Raw genomic sequence first — 17,787 nt, 5'->3', positions numbered from 1 at the left:
GGTGCGGCGTTCGCTTGTTTTAGCTCTGTGGAATATGGGGACTCGTTACAGACGTTCGCCCACACCACGCAGATCGATCGAGCAACGGAGCTGATCATGAGTGACAACACCGTCCGGATTGTGATCGCCGCACTGGTAATCATCGCTTTGATCGCGCTGATCGCCGCCCTCGCGGCCAGGGCCAGACGCCGCCGCCGCGTGCAGCAGGCCGAGGAGATCCGCGAGCAGGCCCGGGTGGAGACTTCCCGGGTGGAGCGGCGCGAGGCGCTCGCCGAAGAGACTGCGGCCAAGGCGCGCGCGGCGCAGGCCGAGGCGGAGGCGAAAGCCGCCGAGGCGGCCCGACTGCAGGACCGCGCCGCCGCCCACCAGAGCGAAGCGGCCACCTCGCGCGAGAAACTCGACGAGCAGTGGCAGCGCGCCGAGCAGCTGCACCCGACCGGCGGCGTAGAGCAGCCGGACGCAGCCCGCACCGATCGCACCGCGGCGACCGGCGCAGAGGCGTGGGCCGGCGAATCCGGAAATTACCAGGACGACGAGCATTTCCGTGGGGCCCGCAACTGAACTCCCCGGTCAAGTAACGCTGCTGCGAAAACTCCCTCCAAACTCCTTTCGCAGCAGCGTTACCCATGCGGCCTAGAGCTGCTTGACCGCCCGCCGGGACTCGGCGGCGACCTGCCGCTCGCGCGCGTACAACAACCCGTAGGTGAAGCCGTTCTCGCCGGCGGTGGTCCCTGCCGAGACCGCCATTCGACGCAGCACCCCGGTGGCCACCTCCGCGTCCTGATGATCGCCCAGTATCGACTGAATGCGCTTGTAGCGCTTGACGGTGCGCTTCGCCGACTTGTCCAACGGCCGGCACAGTTCAGCGGCGTACCGGGCCCGCTTGGCGGCCTTGCGCGCTCGGTGCAACGACTCCCCCGACCCCTGTCGCACCGCAGATGCCAGCCGGCGGTCCGCTTTACGCTGTGCCCGGCGCGCCCGCTGCTGCAGCGACTTTGATGAAATATCTTGTGCTAGAGGTGGTTTGGCCCGCATATCGAGTAACGCCGACAGCAGGGCCGCATACCGGTCGGATTCCATCGCCTCGCCCACCCGGGTGCGGGCGGGTAGCTCGACGGCCTTGAGGTCATTGCGGATCCGTGACTTGACCGGACCCAGCACCAGCTCTGCGGGAAGCTCGTCGACCGCCGCGGTAAACCGGCCGAGCTGAACCTGGCAGTCGCGGACCTCGCCGAGCAGGCCCGCGAACCACTTCAGTTCCCCGTCCAGCTCGCCGATCGCGGAACTGTCCAGTACCTTGCTGAAGACGCGCAACGTGCTGCGCAGCCGCCGGATCGCCACCCGGGTGTCGTGGATGGGATCTGCCCCGCTGCGCAGACCGGTGTCACCGGCCAGCACCGCGTCGATCTGGGTGCTCAGATATCCGACAAGGGCGTTGGTGGCATGTTTTCCGGGCATACCCCACCGCATTTCCAGTCGCGCACCGGTCAAACCTGCGGCCGGACCGACCTCACCGACCCGGCATCGGACCCGGACCCGGACCCACCGGACCCGCCGGGTCAGCGGCAAGGTGAGTGCCGGTCTTCGGGCCGATATCGGATACCTGCCACTTGTCGCCGGCTTTGTTGACCGTGACCTGCAGCAGGATGACCGATACCCGCGCCTTCGGATTCTGCACGTTGCGGGTGGTCTGCGCAGCGGACACCACCACCTGGTAGACCTGCCCGGGCTGGGCCACGGCGTCGGTGGCGAGTACCTCGCCGGACGATGTGACCTGCGCCTGCGTCATGATCCCCCTGAGCAGTTCGCTCGCGTTGACGTACTTGTCCTTCAACGACTGCGACACCCCATCCTCGACCGAGCGGAAGAAGGCGTCGGGGTCCTCGAAGGTGTACGTCAGCGATTTCAGCGCATAGTCCCGGGCCAGGTTGGCCGCGGCATCCCGATCGGCCGCGCTGTGCCGCATCCCGGCCAGCTGAGCGGACACCGCTCGGTACTTGTCGAAGCAGAGCCATCCGGCCACCGCCACCGCAGCGACCGCGACGACCAGCATCCACCTGCGCACTCTTCTCTGCTGCGGCTGCGGCCGCGGCTGCGCGGCGGGCACCCCCGACTCCTCGACCTCATCGGCCGTGGTGTCAGCGACGTCCTCGACGATCTCCTCGGTCACGGTACTCATCGGTGTCCTTCCGGGACGGTCACCTGAACGCGGACCGCGCCCGCATCGGTGAAAGTGGATTCCCAAATGTCGACGAAATGCCCAGCGTCGACCTTGAATCCGCGCAACGGCGCGGTCGCCGGCTCCAATGCCGCAGCGAAGGTACTCAACGGCCCCGACAACATCTCGAGGTACTGCTTGAGGTTGGCCACCAGGGTGGGAATGGGAGCGCCCGGGGCGAAGGCACCGTCCCCGGTGTGGGCGTAGGCGTCCACATCTCGGGTCAGCCGCGCCAGTGCGAGCAACGAACCGGGCAGCAACCTGCCGCTGCGACTCAGCACGCCGCCGACATTCTGATCCCTGAGGTTGTCGGTCAGCGTCGCAAGATTGCCGAACAGCGTGGACAGCTCCTGCTTGTTCGCGCTCTCCATGTTGGCGGCCGCAGCCGCGGTGGCCGCCAGCGAGTCGACGGCGGCATCGTTACCGGCGAACGCCTCCGACACGTTGCTGACGATGGTGTTGACGTAAGTCGGATTGAGCACCGAGAGCAGCGCATTGGCCTTATTGAGCAGGTCACTGACCGTAACCGCGGCGGCCACCCGGCCGGGTGGGATCACGGTACCGTCGCTGAAGTACGGCGGGGCGAGGCGCTTGGGTGTGAAGTCGATGTACTGTTCGCCGACCAGCGACAGGTTTTGGATACTGATCCCACTGTCGGCCGGAATCGGATGATGGCGATCCAGATCAATTGACACCGTCAATCCGCTTGCGGTGGTGTGGATTCCGGCCACCCTGCCGACCCGGATGCCACGCATGGTCACCTGCGAGGTGGGCATCAGGCCACCGGAGTTGTCCAGCAACAGGGTGAGCCGGCACGGCTGGGCCGTCGGCTCGGCGCCGAGCACACCGAACGTCAAATACCCCGCACCCAGCAGCGTCGCGACCGCGAGGATCGCTGAGGTGACAACGGCGTTGAACTTCATGGCAGCATCCCCATCGACTGCAGCACTGAGATCGCCTCGTCCGCACGAGTTCTGGGGGTGACCGACACGCTGAGCCTGGGCCCACCACTGCTGTAGAACGGGATCAGGCGGTCGCGGATCAGAGCGATCATCTTGTCGGCCATGGCAGGCAAGGTGATATCGGCCGAGGCGATGGTCCGCACCGTCGGGGTGATGTAGGACAGCATCTGCAGGAGGTCGGGGGTGTTGGGGACCAACAACTGTCCCCCGTAGCGACCGAGATCCTGGGCGCAGACCAGCAGCGCAACGATGCCGGGCAACACCGCCGACATCGCTCGCAGTCGTACCGGTCCTTCGTTGATCAACCGGTCGAATGCCCCGGTGTCGGCCAGTAGTTCGGCGCTGACCCGCTGCGTCCCGGTCAGGATTTCGTCGATAGTGCCCTGGTTGGTTGCCAGGTCGTGCAGCATTGCGGCGAGCTTGTCGCGCATCCGGTCCAACTCGGCCGGGTCCTTGGAGAACGCCGTGTTGAAGTTGACGACGGATTCTTCGAGCGTGCCGAGCGAGCCGCCGGAGACCAGGGTGGACACCGATCGCAACACGTCCTCGATATTGTCGGCGGGGACGGTGTTGCGCAGCGGTATGGTGTCGCCATCGTGCAGTGCGGCAGCGGCCGGATTCTGCTCCGGTAACAGCGCAATGTAGATGTCTCCCAACACCGTTGCCTGACGCAACTCGGCCCGGGTGTTCTTCGGCACCCTGATGTTCTTGTCGAGTTCGACGTAGGCCACCGCGGTGCGGCCCACCAACCGGACCCGGTCCAGGACTCCCACCTGCACTCCGCCCAGATCGACTTTGGCCCTGGCCGGCAGATTCAGCACGCTGGAGAACTCGATCTTGATGGTGTACTTGTCCTCCGGCACAAAGGCGCCGGGCACCGGCAATCGGCTCGGGTCCAGCGAGCAACCTGGCAACAGGCCGATCACCGTGCACGCCAACACCGTCAGGATCCGCCGCTTCACGAGACCGCCGCCCCGAGCAGCAGATCGGTCAGCCCCAGAGCGGCCGCCTCGGAGGTGGCGCCGGGCGCACAGGCCACCTCGGCGCCCGGTGTCCTGCGCTGCTGTAACACGCTGCAAATGGCGTCGGCCTGTGCCGGCGACACCGACACCTGTGGTGGCAGGTAGGTGACATTGTGGGTTCCCCAGGCCGGCTGGTACTGCGTCGCAATCCAACTGGTGATCGGCGGCAGAGCGTTGATGAGACCGACGATCTGCGGGGTGTAGGCGGTGAGCACATCACGCAGCCACGGGATCAGCTTGTCTCCGATGTTGTTGTAGGCCCTGGGGCCGAACCGATTCAGCGCATCGACCAATAACGGCAACGAATGCGCAAGGTGGGCCAGCGCCGTACCGAACCCGGTCGACAGACCTTCGATCATCCGCAGGCTCTCCGGCAGTGTCTGCAGCACACCGGCCAAGGTGTCCCAGTGCTGCAGCAGGTCGGAGGTGAGAACCTCGCTGTTGGACAGCAATTGGCGATATTCGGCATCGGCGTGGTTGGGGTCGCCGATCAGAGTGACCAGATCGCGCAAGGTCTGGTTGATTCCCGGCCCGGTGCCCTCCAACGAGCGACTCAGCGCACCCAGACTCTCGTTGATCGCCTCAGCACCCGGTGCATGCATCGGATCCTGGCCCGGGGACGTTCCCAACACCGCACCGGCGAGTTTGTCCACGGCAGAGAAGGTTTGGCTCACGCTGATCGGTGTTTTAGTGGACTCCAGCCGGATGCACTGCGAGCCGGCGAATTTCGGCCCGGCAGCGTACGGTTTGGTGAGTTCGACGTGCCGGTCGGCGACGATCGACTGAGAATAGGTGAGCGCGCCGACGTCGGCCGGCAGGTCGAGGTCGCCCGGTACGGTGAAGTCGACCTGGACGTGGTCGGTTGTGTTGGTGATCCTGGTCACCGAACCCACATCGATGCCCAGCAGTTGCACCTTGTTCCCCGGGTAAAGCCCCACGGCATCAGTGAATTCCGCGCACAACGTCCTGGTGGTGGGCGCCACCATCGTGGCGCCGGTGACGACGGCGACAACGGCCACCAGGACTACCGCGGCGGCCCCGATCCAGGCGGACTTCTTCGTCATATCAGCACCGCTTCGCCATGCTCGGCAGGCAGATGTCCGGTGCCCGCGCCACCCGGTTGCTCTGGTCCACGACGAGAGTCTTTCCTTGCAGCATCGGCAACAGGACGTTGGCGATCTGCGTCAGTCCTTCGCTGGCCTTGCCGACCCGCTCCGGGTGGCCGACCAGCGCGGTGACGATGTCGTCGATGCCGTTGACCGAGGGGGCCAGCTCGCGGTGGTAGAACACCATGACGCGGTCGATGATGCGGGTAAGTTCACCCAACAGCGTGAAGAACTCGATGATGTCGACGGACTTCGAGGTGTAGCGCTGCCCGACCAACGCGAACTGCTCGATCAGCGCGGTGAGCTGGTTCCGGCCCGCCGCGAAGGCACTGCTGGCGTCGTTGATGAAATCCATGCCGCGGTGGAAGTCACCGCTCATCTTGCTCATCGAACGGGTCAGTTCGTTGGCGGACTGCAGGATTTCCCGCAAGGCGTTGGGGTATTTGTTGGTGGCGTCGGCGAGCTCGGTGAAGGTGTCGTGGATGACCCGGCCGTTGACATCCCTGATGAAGGGGGTGACGGCCTGGATGATGTCATTTCCCTGGAACGGCGTCTTGACATGATGCGGGGGAATCACGTTGTCCCCCAACGGTTTTCTGCCCTGCGGGTCGAGAGCCACGTAGTGGCCACCCAGTGGGGTCAGCAGCCGGATGTCCAGGGTGGAGTCCGAACCGATGGCCACCGAGCGCTTGATGTCGAACTTCACCTCGACCAGCGCCCGGTTCAATGCGACACTGGTGACCTTTCCGACCGGAACCCCGGCGATGCGAACCTCGTCGCCGGGCCGCACCCCGCCGGAGGTGCTGGAATGCGCCGTGTACCCGGCTTGCCCGGTCGGATTGACGTAAGCCAGGCCGGTGGTGACCAGTGCCACCAGGATCGCGCAGAGGCAGACGACTCCCAGCCGTCGGGTGCGGGCTGCTTCGGCGCGATCGTCAAGCGCGCGCCGGTGACGGAACCAGAGTGCCACTATCTGCACACCACCAAATCCTGTTGCGCGAAGGACACTTCGCCGATGCCGGGGAGGTGGACCTCGCCGTTGGAGCAGGAGTAGGCGGGCCGCTGGTCGTCGACCAGGGAGTCACGCAGGCCCTGGATCAGGGTGGGCGTCAGGGACAGGCCGGCGATCACCGTCGGGGTCTGCGGGAACAACCGGGTGGCGAGCCCGTACAGCGGCGATGTCGACGCGTCGAAACCTTGTTCGGCGCTCTGCAATAGGTGCACGAGGCTGCGCATCATGGGTAGTTCGATGTCGATCGAAGTGCGGAACGCCTCGGCTTTGGCAGTGAAGGTGGTCAGCGCATCGTTGAGCGCGTCAATGAGATTGAACAGCTGCTGCGACTTGCCGCCGAGGTCCCGGGACAATTCGCTGAGGTTGCGCAGCAGCACGGTGATCACGGCCTGGCGGTTGACCGCGTACTTGGAGATGGTGTCGAGATCGCGCAACACCGGCCCGACTCCGGTCTCGTCGCCCTGGATCAACCGCAGCAGATTCTCCCCGAACTGATTGAGTTGCGCGGCGTCGAGGGTCTGGAAGACGGGGCGAAACCCGTTGAACAGCTTGGTGATGTCGAACGACGGCACGGTCTGTCCGACCGGGATGGTGGAGCCGTTGGGTAGCCGGTCGCCGGGCGTCACACCCCCCGGTGACGTCTGGACCAGTTCCACGTAACGCTGGCCCAGCAGGTTCTGGTAGCGCACCGCCGCAATGGTGTTGCGGTATAACGGGTGTTCGTCGAGTGAGCTGAAGGAGACCTGGGCATTGCGGCCGTCGAGCCGGATGGTCTCGACTTTTCCGACCTGGACCCCCGAGATGCGGACGTCGTTGCCGACGTCGAGTCCGGAGACATCGGTGAACGTCGCCGTATAGTGCGATACCGCTCCAGTGACCGGGTTGCGCAGCGCGCTGAGCAACAGGATGGCACACACCGTGGCCACTGCGGTGAACAGCGTCACCCAGAATGCGGGTCTGGCAAGGTTTCTCATCGGCCCGGCGCCACACTGACTTCGGTGCGCAGCTTCACCTGTCCGTCGTCGATTACGAATGCGCCACCGAAGCGGTCGAGCAGCCCGGAAAGCCGGTCATAGGCGGGCGCCAGGCTGCCGGCGGCGAACGAGGCCGGGATTCCGACATTCATGATCGCGTTGACCAGCGCAGCGATCCAGGTGTTGTGTCGCGCCGACAGTTGACCGACGTCGATCAACAGCTGACCGGTCTGGGTGAAGACCCGGTTGGTGCGATCGACACCGCCGGCCGCTACCAGCGGCGTGAGCCCGTCGAGCAGGCCGGTCGTCTGACCGACCGCGGGCAGCGTGTCGTTGAGACCGCTGACGAACGACGCCAGTACCGAAAGTGATTGTGCGACAGGCATGGTCTTGGTATCGGAGATGATCCTGGCCAGGTCTGAGCCGGCCCTGGCGACCGGTTCGATGATGCCGGCGTGCCGGCGCAGCACCTCGACGACGTGCTCGAATTCGGGGGTGTCGAAGCTTCGACTCAGTTTCTGACCCTGCCGCAACAGCCCGGTGATGGAGGCAGCCTGCGCATCGACGCTCATCACCAGGGTTTGATCGGGCCGTAGCGGGGGACCATTGCCGTCGCTGACGAGTTCGACCGCTGCGGTGCCGAACACGTTCGACGAGGTGAACCTGGCTTTGGTGGCGGTGGTCAGCGCCCGGGCCTGTTGCGGGTCCAACAGCACCGTCATGCGTTGCCAATTGTAACCGGCCGATTCCAGTTCCTTGACCGACCCGATGGCCAGGCCGTGGAACTTCACCTCGGCGCCGGGCGCCAGGCCCTCACCGATCGTGTCGGCGACAACGGTCAGCCGGAAGGTGTTGTCGTAGGCCCCATCTGCGGTCTGGTAGAGCAGGACGCCAATGCCGGTGAGCACGGCGGCGACCGCCACACCACGGATTCGCAACGTCCGCGCAGTTGCTCCCAGCGCGATCAGTTCTCGAAATGTCATGTGCTACCCCGACAACCGTAGGCCCGGGTTGTTGCCCCAGAAGACCAGCGTCAGCACCATGTCAGCGATGACGACGGAGATCAGGCTGGCCCGGATGGCGCGACCGGATGCCTGCCCAACGCCTTCGGGCCCACCGCCGGCGTAATAGCCTTCATAGCAGTGGATGGCGACGATGAGCAGGACGAAGATCGCCGCCTTGAGCACCGACAACAGCACATCCGACGGTTGGATGAACGCGTCGAAGTAGTGGGAGTAGGTGCCCGTGGATTGGTGGTGCACGACGTTGACGACCAGCGCGCAGCACAGGTAGCTGAGCACCAGCGCCATCAGATACAGCGGAACGATGGTGATCACGCTGGCGATGACGCGTGGAGTGACCACAAACGGAATCGACTGAATGCCCTGTACCTCCAGGGCATCGATCTCCTCAGAGACCCGCATCGCGCCGATCTCGGCGGTCATCCGGGTGCCGGCCTGCGCACCGAAACCGATGGCCGCGATCATCGGCGCCATCTCCCGCGTGTTGGCGTAGGCGGAGATGAAGCCGGTCAGCGGCCCCATGCCGACCATGTCGAGCGCCGCGTAACCCTCGATCCCGACCGACGCCCCGATCGCGGCGCCCATGAAGACCAGCACCCCGACCGTTCCGCCTCCGACGATGAATGATCCGTTCCCCCAGATCATGTCGACCAGCACAACCCCGATGTGGCGGCGGTAGCGGGTGAGGGTCCGCGGGATGGCAGCCAGCGCAAGCACCACGAAGCTGGCCTGATGCCCGAGGCGCTCGAACACCGACATACTTCTGGTCGCGGCGGCCAGGGGCAACCGGACCGCGGTCGCCAATCCGTGCGGCAGGTATCTCGACGGGGTAGCCATCAGCCCACCTTCGTCGGCATGAACATGGTGACGAATTCGGTGATCACCAGATTGAGCAGGAAGACGGTGACTACGCCGAGCACCACCGCTGCGTTGACCGCGTCGGCCACCCCGCGCGGGCCACCGCTGGCCTCCAGGCCGCGCTGGCAGGAGATCAGCGTGACGATCACCCCGAAGAGCCAGGTCTTGAGCAGCGCCACCACGAGATCGGCTGTGCTGGCGAAGGATCCGAACGAAGCGATATAACTGCCCGGGGTGCCGGACTGGTACCCGACGTTGATGACGTAACCGGCCGACAGGCCCATGAAGATGATGAAGACACACAACAACGGCGCCACCAGGATCATCGCTGCCAGCCGGGGCGCGACGAGGCGCTGCACCGGGTCGATGCCCATCACCCGCAGCGCGTCCACCTCGTCGCGGATGCTGCGCGCGCCCAGGTCGGTGGTCACCGCTGCGCCGGCCGCTCCACCGAGCAACAGCGCCGCCACGATCGGCGCGGCCTGCCGGATGACACCCAGACCGCCGGCCGCCCCGCAGATCGACGTCGCACCGACCTGCTGGATCAGGCTGCCCACCTGCACCGCGACGATGACCCCGAACGGAACCGAGATCAGCAGCGCCGGAACGGCGGTGACACTGACGATGAATGCCGCCTGCTGCAGGGTGTCTCGCCACGGGTGGCGCAGCCGGCACAGGTCGGTGAGCAGGTACCCGACGGCCTGCGCCGCCAGCTCGAAGAACCGGCCCAGGGACTGCACCGAGCCGTCAGCCTTGCCCACCACGCGGCGGGCGCCCCTGGCGAACGTGCCGAACACCGGCGAGCGACGGCGCAGCGGGGACGCCGGGGGCCGGGGTGGCACCGTCAGCACTTGCGCACTAGCGACCACCGGCCGTCTCCTTCCGCACGCCGGCCCGGGCAGTCCGGCAGGCAGCTGAAAAAGGCATGACAAATCCCCGATCACACGGATGCATTGGGAGAGCTGGACGATTGTTGTTGAGTTCGCAGAGTACACACCAAGCATTACTAATGCGAGCCTTCTTTTCAATTTTTTTGCGGTGTAAAGCAGCTCGACAAGCACCGCGCGAATGCGGCTGTCAAACTTCTTTACAAAAGCCGCAGTCGGCGCCGGTGAACACCGCTGAGTCAACACGGAAAGATTGGTCGATCAATTTGCTTCGAACCATGGTGGAGAGGTGGTAGCGGGGTTTACGCTGCGCTACACATTTAGCGGTCCCCGAAATTGGAGGTTGTCGTCATGGTGGATCCGGCCCCGCTCACCGCTGCCCGTCTGGCGACACCGCCGGAAGCGATGCGCAGCGAGTACGACGTGGTGATCCTCGGTTCAGGCTACGGAGGCGCGATCACCGCCGCGCGCCTGGGTGTGGCGAATGCGCGCGCCGGCCGCAAGCTCGACATCGCCGTCTTCGAGCGTGGGTCGGAGCGGCCGACCGGCACATTTCCGGAGTCGGAGAAAGCGGCGGCGGCCGAGCTGCGGTCGCCGCTGAACCCGCTCGGTCTGATCGAGCTCGAACGTTTCAAGACCATCGACGTCATTCACGCCAACGGCCTTGGCGGTACCTCACTGATCAACTTCAATGTGGCGATCGTGCCCGACCGGGAGGTCTTCCTGGCGTCGTGGCCGAAAGAGTTCCAGCGGTTGGTCGAGCGGCAGCGCGCTGGCGTGGGCGGCCTCGAAACGTATTACGGTCGGGCCCGCAAGATGCTCGGCGCCTTCCCCTACGCCGAGAATGTGCCGCTGCGCCGCGTCGAGGCGTTCACCCAGATCGCCAAGAACGCCGGCGCCCAACTGGAGCTGCTCAACATCACGGTCAGCACCGAGGACCGGGTCACCAAGTACGGCGTGCAACGCCGGCGGTGCCCCAACCACGGCGGCGACGGGACCGGTGACAACACCGGTTCGAAGAACACGTTGATGACCAACTACCTGCCAATGGCCGCCCACTACGGCGTCGAGCTGTTCGCCGGTGTCGAGGCACAGCGCATCGAGGCAACCGACGACGGACGGTGGCGGGTGATCACGCGCCACACCGGCAACAAGGGTGCCGGTGGCGTCACCGCCGTCGTCGCGCGTCGCGTAGTGGTCTCGGCAGGCACCCTCGGCAGTAACGGAATCCTGCTCAGGTCCGCTCAGGCCGGGTTGCAGCTCTCGACGCGAGTGGGCAAGAACTTCAGTGGCAATGGCGACAACTTCGGTATCGCCTACAACACCGACATGCAGACCGACACCCAGACCTGGGCCACCACCGACGGACCACCACGCTCACTGCTGGCGTGCGGACCCAGCATCACCGCGGCGATGCGCTTCGGCGCCGACCAGTCGGACCTGCGCAAACGTTTCACCGTCCAGGACCTTTCGCTGCCGCGCGCCTTGATCGACAGCTTCCGGTTCGGGCTGATGGGGCTGGCCGCGACCAGCTACCGCGACTACCGCAAGGCCAAGCTGGAGCGGTGGCGCCGCGACATCGCGTTCAACACCGACGGGGCGATGAACCATTCGCTCGGCTTCCTGATCATGGTGCACGACAACTCCGACGGAGAGCTGGTGCTGCGCAAGAACGGCACCGTCAAGGTCGACTGGCCGGGTGCCCCCACCGAGCGCGTCTACAAGGACGTGGACGCCGTGCTGCAGCCGGCGGTGGAGGCCATCGGCGGCACCTACATCAAGAACCCGCGCTGGGACACGCGCTTTCTGGGCAAGCACCTGATCACCGCGCACCCGATGGGCGGCTGCACCACCGCCGACAACGTCGACGCCGGCGTGGTCGACCACGCCGGACGGGTGTTCCGGCCCGACGGCGGCACCTACGACGGGCTCTACGTCTGCGACGCATCGGTGATCCCGCGGGCTATCGGCGTCAACCCGTTCCTGACCATTTCGATGTTCGCTGAACGCACCGCCGAACTCATGCGCGAGGAGCTGGGCCTGCCCGGCTACGACCCGGCCGTCGAAGCCGACGACCGGGCCTGAGCCGGCCGAGGGCTAGGTCCGCAGGGCGAAGAAGCCGATCATCTCGTACCGCTCGCGGGGCAGCCGGTACAAGATCTTGCCCAGATAGGTACCGGGCACCACCTCGACCAGCTCGTCGCGGATGCTGCGGATGATGACGTAGGGGTTCTCCTTGACGTCGGCGTAGTCGATGACCATGACCTGCACGTCCGGGTCCAGCTTGCCGGCGTCCTGGTAGGTCTTGAAGTCGAAGGCGAGCTTGCCGCCGGCCGTGTCCTTCATCTTGTACAGCGGCCACAACAGCTTGGACGGCAGGTTGGCGTTGTTGGTCATGCGGTTGTCGCCGGTGCCCGCGGACAGGTCGAACCGTTTACCCTGCCACGGCATCCACAGGCTGGTCACCAACCGGGCGGCCGCATCGACGACGGCGTTGGTGGTGGTCATCACCAGGATCCCGTCGGTGGGTCCGTCCAGGTCACCGGGCGCGGTGCCGTGGCGGAAAATCGCGTCGAGTTCGGCTTCGGCGGCGGCACTGTCTGTTTTCGCCCGCTCTTTGAGGTCGACGATCCAATCCCACGCCTCCTGCGCGGCCTCCCGTTCTCGGAGTTCGCTGACGCGGCTTTCAGTTGCTTCGATTGACATGTCATACCTTTTCTGGATCGGACCTGTGGGGTCGGTTAATGCGACGTTCCGGACACCATGAACGCCGCACCACGAAAATTAAAACCCGATTTCGAAAAAGGCAATGGTGAATATTTCTTGTCGAATACTACTGAGGAAAAGTCCAATCATTTGACACCGTATTTGATTTTCCCAAGTTTTGGGAATGGCCCGACAGGGTCTGTCAGAGCCAGGTGTCGTCGGTGGTGGTGGTGAGGAACGCTTCCAGGTCGTCACGCCATTGGGCCGGTGTGGTCTTGTCCGGTTCGATGCCGGTGTAATCGCCGCGATAGAACAACAACGGCCGCGGCTTGATCTCGGGGACCTCGGACAGCGAGTTGACCGCACCGAACACCACGAAATGGTCACCGCCGTCGTGCACCGATGCGACAGCACAATCGATGTAGGCCAGCGACCCTTCGATGATCGGAGACCCGAGCTCTGATGGGCGCCAGTCGATTCCGGCGAACTTGTCCGGCTCTTTGGAGCCGAACCGTGCCGACACGTGCTGCTGGCCCTCGGTCAGCACGTTGACGCAGAACCGTCCGCTGGCCTCGATTGCCTGCCAGGAACGCGACACCTTGGTCGGACAGAACAACACCAGCGGCGGGTCCAGCGACAGCGCCGCGAAGGACTGGCAGGCGAAGCCGATCGGCACGTCGTCGTGCACGGTGGTGATGATGGTGATGCCGGTGCAGAACTGACCCAGCACGCTGCGGAACGTTCGCGGGTCGATCGGCGCAGCGCTCACGGCTAGCTCTTGAACCCGACCGAGAAGTCGTGACCCCACAGACTCACCGCGGTGCTCTCCCGCGCGATCCAGTCGTGATCCTCGACTTGTCTTCCCTCACAACCGAATTCGACATCGAAGCCACCGGGTGTCTTCATGTAGAAGGACAGCATCAGGTCGTTGACGTGGCGGCCCAGCGTCGCCGACATCGGCACCTTTCTGCGCAACGCCCGATCCAGGCACAGCCCGACGTCGTCGGCTTCGCCCACCTCGACCATCAGGTGCACGATGCCGCTGGGGGTCTGTCCCGGCATGAACGCCAGGCTGTGATGGCGGGGGTTGCAGCCCAGGAACCGCAACCACGCCGGCGGGCCGTCGGCCGGCCGGCCGACCAGCTGTGGCGGCAGCCGCATCGAGTCGCGCAGCTTGAAGTCCAGCACATCCCGGTAGAAGTGCAACGTCTCTTCGTCGTCGCGGGTGGTCAGCACCACATGCCCCAGACCCTGCTCCGCGGTGACGAACGTGTGCCCGTACGGGCTGACCACCCGACGGTGCTCCAGGGCGGCGCCGTGGAAAACCTCCAGGCAGTTGCCGGACGGGTCGGCGAACCGGATCATCTCGTCGACCCGGCGATCGGCCAGTTCGGCGGCGGTCGCTTCCTTATAGGGCGTGCCCTCGATGTCGAGCCGGTTGCGGATCTCCTGCAGCCCAGCGGCATTCGCGCATTCCCAGCCGGCTTCGATGAGCCGGTCCTGCTCGCCCGGGACGATCACCAACCGGGCCGGGAAGTCGTCCATCCGCAGGTAGAGGGCGCCCTCGGTAGCCCCTTTGCCCTCGATCATGCCGAGGACCTTCAGCCCGAACTCGCGCCAGGCGGCCATGTCGGTGGCCTCGATGCGCAGATAGCCCAGTGACCGGATGCTCATCTCGCACCTCCCAGGAAATCGATTGTCAGCTTGTTGAATTCGTCGAACTTCTCCACCTGGGCCCAGTGTCCGCACTGCCCGAACACGTGCAGCTGAGCCCGCGGGATCGTCTTGAGTGCCACCAGTGCGCCGTCCAACGGGTTGACCCGGTCCTCGCGGCCCCAGATGAGCAGTACCGGCTGACGCAGTTTGTACACCTCGCGCCACATCATGCCGAGCTCGAAATCCGCGCCGGAGAACGACATTCCCATCGCGCGGGTCGCCGTCAGCGACTCCGGGGTGCTGGCCAGTTCGAAACGCTGGTCGATCAGTTCGTGGGTGATCAGCTTCTGGTCGTAGACCATGACGCGCAGAAATGCCTCGAGGTTCTCCCGGGTCGGCTCGACGGAGAATTTGCCCAGCCGTCTGACGCCCTCGGTGGGGTCGGGCGCGAACAGGTTCACGCTCAGACCGCCCGGACCCATCAGCACCAACCGTCCGGCCAACTCCGGATAGTCCAGCGCGAACCGCACCGCAGTACCGCCGCCCAGCGAATTACCAACCAGCGGAACGCGTTTCAAGTCAAGTTGCTCGAACAGTCCGTGGAGCGCCCGGGCCGCATAGCGGTTGAACTGGCCGTGCTCGGCACGCTTGTCGGAGTGCCCGTACCCCGGCTGATCGACCGCCAGCACGTGGAACTGCTCGGCCAGCACCGCGATATTGCGGGAGAAGTTCGTCCAACTCGACGCACCGGGCCCGCCGCCGTGCAACAGCACCACCGTCTGCCCGTTGCCGACCCCCGCCTCGTGGTAGTGCAGCCGCAGCGGACCGTCGACGTCGACTTCGGCAAACCGCGAGGTGGACTCGAAGGTGAGCTCGTCCGTTGTGCTCATACCATCGTGTCGCCGGGCGGCAACCCGAACGCGTGGTTACCGAAGATCTGGTAGGCCCGCTCCGGGTCGTTCGCCGCGTGCACCCGGCCGGCGTGCGCGTCGCGCCAGAAGCGTTGCACGGGTTGCTCAATTCCCAGCGCGGTCGCACCGGAGGCCTCGAACAGCCGGTCGATCGACGCGATCGCGCGACCGGTGGCACGCACCTGGTCCCGCCGCGCGCGGGCCCGCAGGTCGAACGGAATCTCCTTGCCGGCGGACAGCAGCGCGTACTCGTCGGCAACGTTGCCGCTGAGCTGACGCCAGGCCGCGTCGATGTCACTGGCCGCCTCGGCGATCCGCACCTTGGCGAACGGGTCGTCCTTGGCCTTCTCGCCGGCGAACGCGGCACGTACCCGCTTGCCCTGGTGCTCGACGTGCGCCTGGTAGGCGCCGTAGGCCATACCGACGATCGGCGCCGAAATGGTGGTGGGATGCATGGTGCCCCACGGCATCTTGTAGACCGGGGCGGTGTTGCGCTCATACCCGCCGGCGGTGCCGTCGTTCATCGCCTTGTACGACAGGAACCGGTGCCGGGGCACGAAGACGTCTTTGACCACGACGGTGTTGCTGCCGGTGCCCTTCAAACCGACCACGTGCCAGACGTCGTCGATGCGGTACTCGCTGCGCGGGATCAGGAAGCTGCCGAAGTCGACCGGACGGCCGTCCTTGATGACCGGCCCGCCCAGGAATGCCCACGTGGCGTGGTCGCAACCGGACGACCAGTTCCATGAACCATTGACCAGGTAGCCGCCGTCGGCGACGACGCCGGCGCCCATCGGGGCGTAGGACGACGAGATCCGCGTCGCGGTGTCCTCGCCCCACACCTCTTCCTGGGCCTGCTGATCGAACAGCGCCAGGTGCCAGTTGTGCACCCCGAGGATCGAACTCACCCAGCCGGTGGAGCCGCAGGCGCTGGCGATCCGGCGCACCGCCTCGTAGAACAGGGCGGGGTCGCACTGCAGGCCGCCCCACTGCTCGGGCTGCAACAACGTGAAGAAGCCAACCTCGGCGAGTTCCTGCACCGTCTCGTCCGGCAGCCGGCGCAGATCCTCGGTCGCCTGAGCGCGTTCGCGGATCCGCGGCAGCAGATCGTCGATGGCAGCTAACACCTGCTGCGCATCACGCTGTTGAATGGTGGTCACTTACGTTTGCCTCCTGTGGGAGCGCGGGCTGAGTCGCACGTAGAGAAAAGACTAGAACACGTTCCGATTTGTGTCGAGCAGGGTATTCCTGCGGCTGGTAGAGATGCGAATCGGGTTTTCTATAACATGTTCTAGTTGACCGAAGAGAGGGCGCGCCTTGACCCAGGCGGATCTGGACCGAGTACCCGACGAGCCGCTCGGCGACCATGTCCTGGAGCTGCAGATCGCCGATGTCGTCGCCGAGACCGACGACGCGCGATCGCTGGTATTCGCCGTTCCCGACGACGCCGCCATCCCGGCCGAGCGGCTGCGCTACGCGCCCGGCCAGTTTCTGACCCTGCGGGTACCCAGCGACCGCACCGGGTCGGTGGCCCGCTGCTACTCGCTGTGCAGCTCGCCGTTCACCGACGACGCGCTGACGGTGACGGTCAAACGCACCGCCGACGGCTACGCATCCAACTGGCTCTGCGACAACGCCCACAAAGGCATGCGCATCCATCTGCTGGCCCCGTCGGGCACCTTCGTGCCCACAACCCTGGACGACAATTTCCTGCTGCTGGCCGCCGGCAGCGGGATCACCCCGATCATGTCCATCTGCAAGTCGGCACTGTCCGAAGGCAGCGGTCAGGTGACCCTGATCTATGCCAACCGGGACGAGAACTCGGTGATCTTCGGTGCCACGCTGCGCGACCTGGCGGCGAAGTATCCGGATCGGCTCACGGTGCTGCACTGGCTGGAGTCCCTGCAGGGACTGCCGGGTGCCGCCGCGCTGGCCCGGCTGGCCACCCCCTTCACCAGCCGGCCGGTCTTCATCTGCGGGCCGGGCCCGTTCATGGAGGCGGCGCGCCTGGCCCTGGAATCGTTGAATGTCCCTGCGCGGCAAGTGCATATCGAGGTGTTCAAGTCGCTGGAATCCGACCCCTTCGCGGCGGTCACCCTGGACGACAGCGCCGACGACGACGCCGGACCGGCGACCGCGGTGGTCGAACTGGACGGCGAAACCCACACGGTGTCGTGGCCGCGCAGCGCCAAACTGCTCGATGTGCTGCTTGCCCGGGGGCTCGACGCCCCGTTCTCCTGCCGGGAAGGGCACTGCGGTGCCTGCGCGACCACCCTGCGCACCGGCAACGTCACGATGGAAGTCAACGACGTGCTCGAACAGCAGGATCTCGACGAGGGGCTGATCCTGGCGTGTCAGGCCCACCCGGCTTCGGACTCGGTGGAAGTCACCTACGACGAGTGATCGCGCCCTGTCAATCTCACCCCAAATCTGCTTCGGTAGACGAGACTGTG

18 protein-coding genes are annotated in these 17,787 nt (G+C 65.5%); 3 read left to right on the top strand and 15 right to left on the bottom strand.

What is annotated here, in order from left to right; translation table 11 throughout:
- Positions 1 to 96 precede the first annotated feature (96 nt).
- The gene (locus AC5Y5Z_RS13780) at positions 97 to 561 is read left to right on the top strand and encodes a hypothetical protein (protein ID WP_463828594.1); all 465 of its coding nucleotides are present in this window, start codon (positions 97 to 99) and stop codon (positions 559 to 561) included.
- A gap of 72 nt (positions 562 to 633) precedes the next feature.
- Here the strand turns inward: AC5Y5Z_RS13780 and AC5Y5Z_RS13775 are convergent, their stop codons facing one another.
- The 10 genes from AC5Y5Z_RS13775 to AC5Y5Z_RS13730 are packed head-to-tail and all read right to left on the bottom strand — an operon-like array spanning position 634 to position 9,971.
- Positions 634 to 1,458, bottom strand: coding sequence for a CHAD domain-containing protein (locus AC5Y5Z_RS13775; protein WP_499925600.1), 825 nt, complete (start codon positions 1,456 to 1,458; stop codon positions 634 to 636).
- Between the two features lie 52 nt (positions 1,459 to 1,510).
- Positions 1,511 to 2,179: a hypothetical protein gene (locus AC5Y5Z_RS13770; protein ID WP_499925598.1), complete on the bottom strand. Its 669-nt coding sequence runs from the start codon at positions 2,177 to 2,179 to the stop codon at positions 1,511 to 1,513.
- Complete coding sequence (locus AC5Y5Z_RS13765) at positions 2,176 to 3,141, bottom strand: MlaD family protein (protein WP_499925596.1); 966 nt, start codon at positions 3,139 to 3,141, stop codon at positions 2,176 to 2,178. Before AC5Y5Z_RS13765 ends, AC5Y5Z_RS13770 begins: the two co-directional genes overlap by 4 nt.
- Entirely contained in the window at positions 3,138 to 4,142 is a 1,005-nt protein-coding gene (locus AC5Y5Z_RS13760; protein WP_473139829.1) for an MlaD family protein, read from the bottom strand. Before AC5Y5Z_RS13760 ends, AC5Y5Z_RS13765 begins: the two co-directional genes overlap by 4 nt.
- On the bottom strand, positions 4,139 to 5,266 hold the full coding sequence (locus AC5Y5Z_RS13755; RefSeq protein ID WP_499925593.1) for an MlaD family protein: 1,128 nt from the start codon (positions 5,264 to 5,266) through the stop codon (positions 4,139 to 4,141). Before AC5Y5Z_RS13755 ends, AC5Y5Z_RS13760 begins: the two co-directional genes overlap by 4 nt.
- A gap of 1 nt (position 5,267) precedes the next feature.
- Positions 5,268 to 6,278 carry an MlaD family protein gene (locus AC5Y5Z_RS13750; protein WP_499925591.1) on the bottom strand — a complete coding sequence of 337 codons (1,011 nt, stop codon included), beginning with the start codon at positions 6,276 to 6,278 and terminating at the stop codon, positions 5,268 to 5,270.
- Complete coding sequence (locus AC5Y5Z_RS13745; RefSeq protein WP_499925589.1) at positions 6,278 to 7,294, bottom strand: MlaD family protein; 1,017 nt, start codon at positions 7,292 to 7,294, stop codon at positions 6,278 to 6,280. Before AC5Y5Z_RS13745 ends, AC5Y5Z_RS13750 begins: the two co-directional genes overlap by 1 nt.
- On the bottom strand, positions 7,291 to 8,277 hold the full coding sequence (locus AC5Y5Z_RS13740) for an MlaD family protein (RefSeq protein WP_499925587.1): 987 nt from the start codon (positions 8,275 to 8,277) through the stop codon (positions 7,291 to 7,293). The genes AC5Y5Z_RS13745 and AC5Y5Z_RS13740 overlap by 4 nt, the downstream gene beginning before the upstream one ends.
- Positions 8,278 to 8,280: 3 nt before the next feature.
- Entirely contained in the window at positions 8,281 to 9,153 is an 873-nt protein-coding gene (locus tag AC5Y5Z_RS13735) for an MlaE family ABC transporter permease (RefSeq protein ID WP_463828585.1), read from the bottom strand.
- Positions 9,153 to 9,971, bottom strand: a complete 819-nt coding sequence (locus tag AC5Y5Z_RS13730) for an MlaE family ABC transporter permease (protein ID WP_499925666.1) — start codon at positions 9,969 to 9,971, stop codon at positions 9,153 to 9,155. Before AC5Y5Z_RS13730 ends, AC5Y5Z_RS13735 begins: the two co-directional genes overlap by 1 nt.
- A gap of 441 nt (positions 9,972 to 10,412) precedes the next feature.
- Here AC5Y5Z_RS13730 and AC5Y5Z_RS13725 point away from each other — a divergent pair, with 441 nt between their 5' ends.
- Positions 10,413 to 12,146 (top strand): GMC oxidoreductase, encoded by a 1,734-nt coding sequence (locus AC5Y5Z_RS13725; protein WP_463828584.1) that lies wholly within the window; start codon positions 10,413 to 10,415, stop codon positions 12,144 to 12,146.
- A 12-nt stretch (positions 12,147 to 12,158) separates the two neighbouring features.
- Here the strand turns inward: AC5Y5Z_RS13725 and AC5Y5Z_RS13720 are convergent, their stop codons facing one another.
- From AC5Y5Z_RS13720 to hsaA, 5 genes are all read right to left on the bottom strand, one after another.
- Positions 12,159 to 12,767: a hypothetical protein gene (locus tag AC5Y5Z_RS13720; protein ID WP_499925585.1), complete on the bottom strand. Its 609-nt coding sequence runs from the start codon at positions 12,765 to 12,767 to the stop codon at positions 12,159 to 12,161.
- 202 nt (positions 12,768 to 12,969) lie between these two features.
- Positions 12,970 to 13,536, bottom strand: a complete 567-nt coding sequence (gene hsaB / locus AC5Y5Z_RS13715) for a 3-hydroxy-9,10-secoandrosta-1,3,5(10)-triene-9,17-dione monooxygenase reductase subunit (RefSeq protein WP_463828582.1) — start codon at positions 13,534 to 13,536, stop codon at positions 12,970 to 12,972.
- A 2-nt stretch (positions 13,537 to 13,538) separates the two neighbouring features.
- Positions 13,539 to 14,441, bottom strand: coding sequence for an iron-dependent extradiol dioxygenase HsaC (gene hsaC / locus AC5Y5Z_RS13710; protein WP_473139836.1), 903 nt, complete (start codon positions 14,439 to 14,441; stop codon positions 13,539 to 13,541).
- The gene (hsaD, locus tag AC5Y5Z_RS13705) at positions 14,438 to 15,313 is read right to left on the bottom strand and encodes a 4,5:9,10-diseco-3-hydroxy-5,9,17-trioxoandrosta-1(10),2-diene-4-oate hydrolase (protein ID WP_499925582.1); all 876 of its coding nucleotides are present in this window, start codon (positions 15,311 to 15,313) and stop codon (positions 14,438 to 14,440) included. The genes hsaC and hsaD overlap by 4 nt, the downstream gene beginning before the upstream one ends.
- Positions 15,310 to 16,494 carry a 3-hydroxy-9,10-secoandrosta-1,3,5(10)-triene-9,17-dione monooxygenase oxygenase subunit gene (gene hsaA, locus AC5Y5Z_RS13700; RefSeq protein ID WP_463828579.1) on the bottom strand — a complete coding sequence of 395 codons (1,185 nt, stop codon included), beginning with the start codon at positions 16,492 to 16,494 and terminating at the stop codon, positions 15,310 to 15,312. Before hsaA ends, hsaD begins: the two co-directional genes overlap by 4 nt.
- A gap of 172 nt (positions 16,495 to 16,666) precedes the next feature.
- Here hsaA and AC5Y5Z_RS13695 point away from each other — a divergent pair, with 172 nt between their 5' ends.
- On the top strand, positions 16,667 to 17,737 hold the full coding sequence (locus AC5Y5Z_RS13695) for a 2Fe-2S iron-sulfur cluster-binding protein (RefSeq protein ID WP_499925664.1): 1,071 nt from the start codon (positions 16,667 to 16,669) through the stop codon (positions 17,735 to 17,737).
- The last annotated feature ends 50 nt before the right edge of the window (positions 17,738 to 17,787 follow it).

The sequence above is a fragment of the Mycobacterium sp. NGS29 genome, assembly GCF_059812965.1.
The sequence above is the reverse complement of the archived record's forward strand: the minus strand, read 5'-3'. Positions and strand labels throughout refer to the sequence as shown.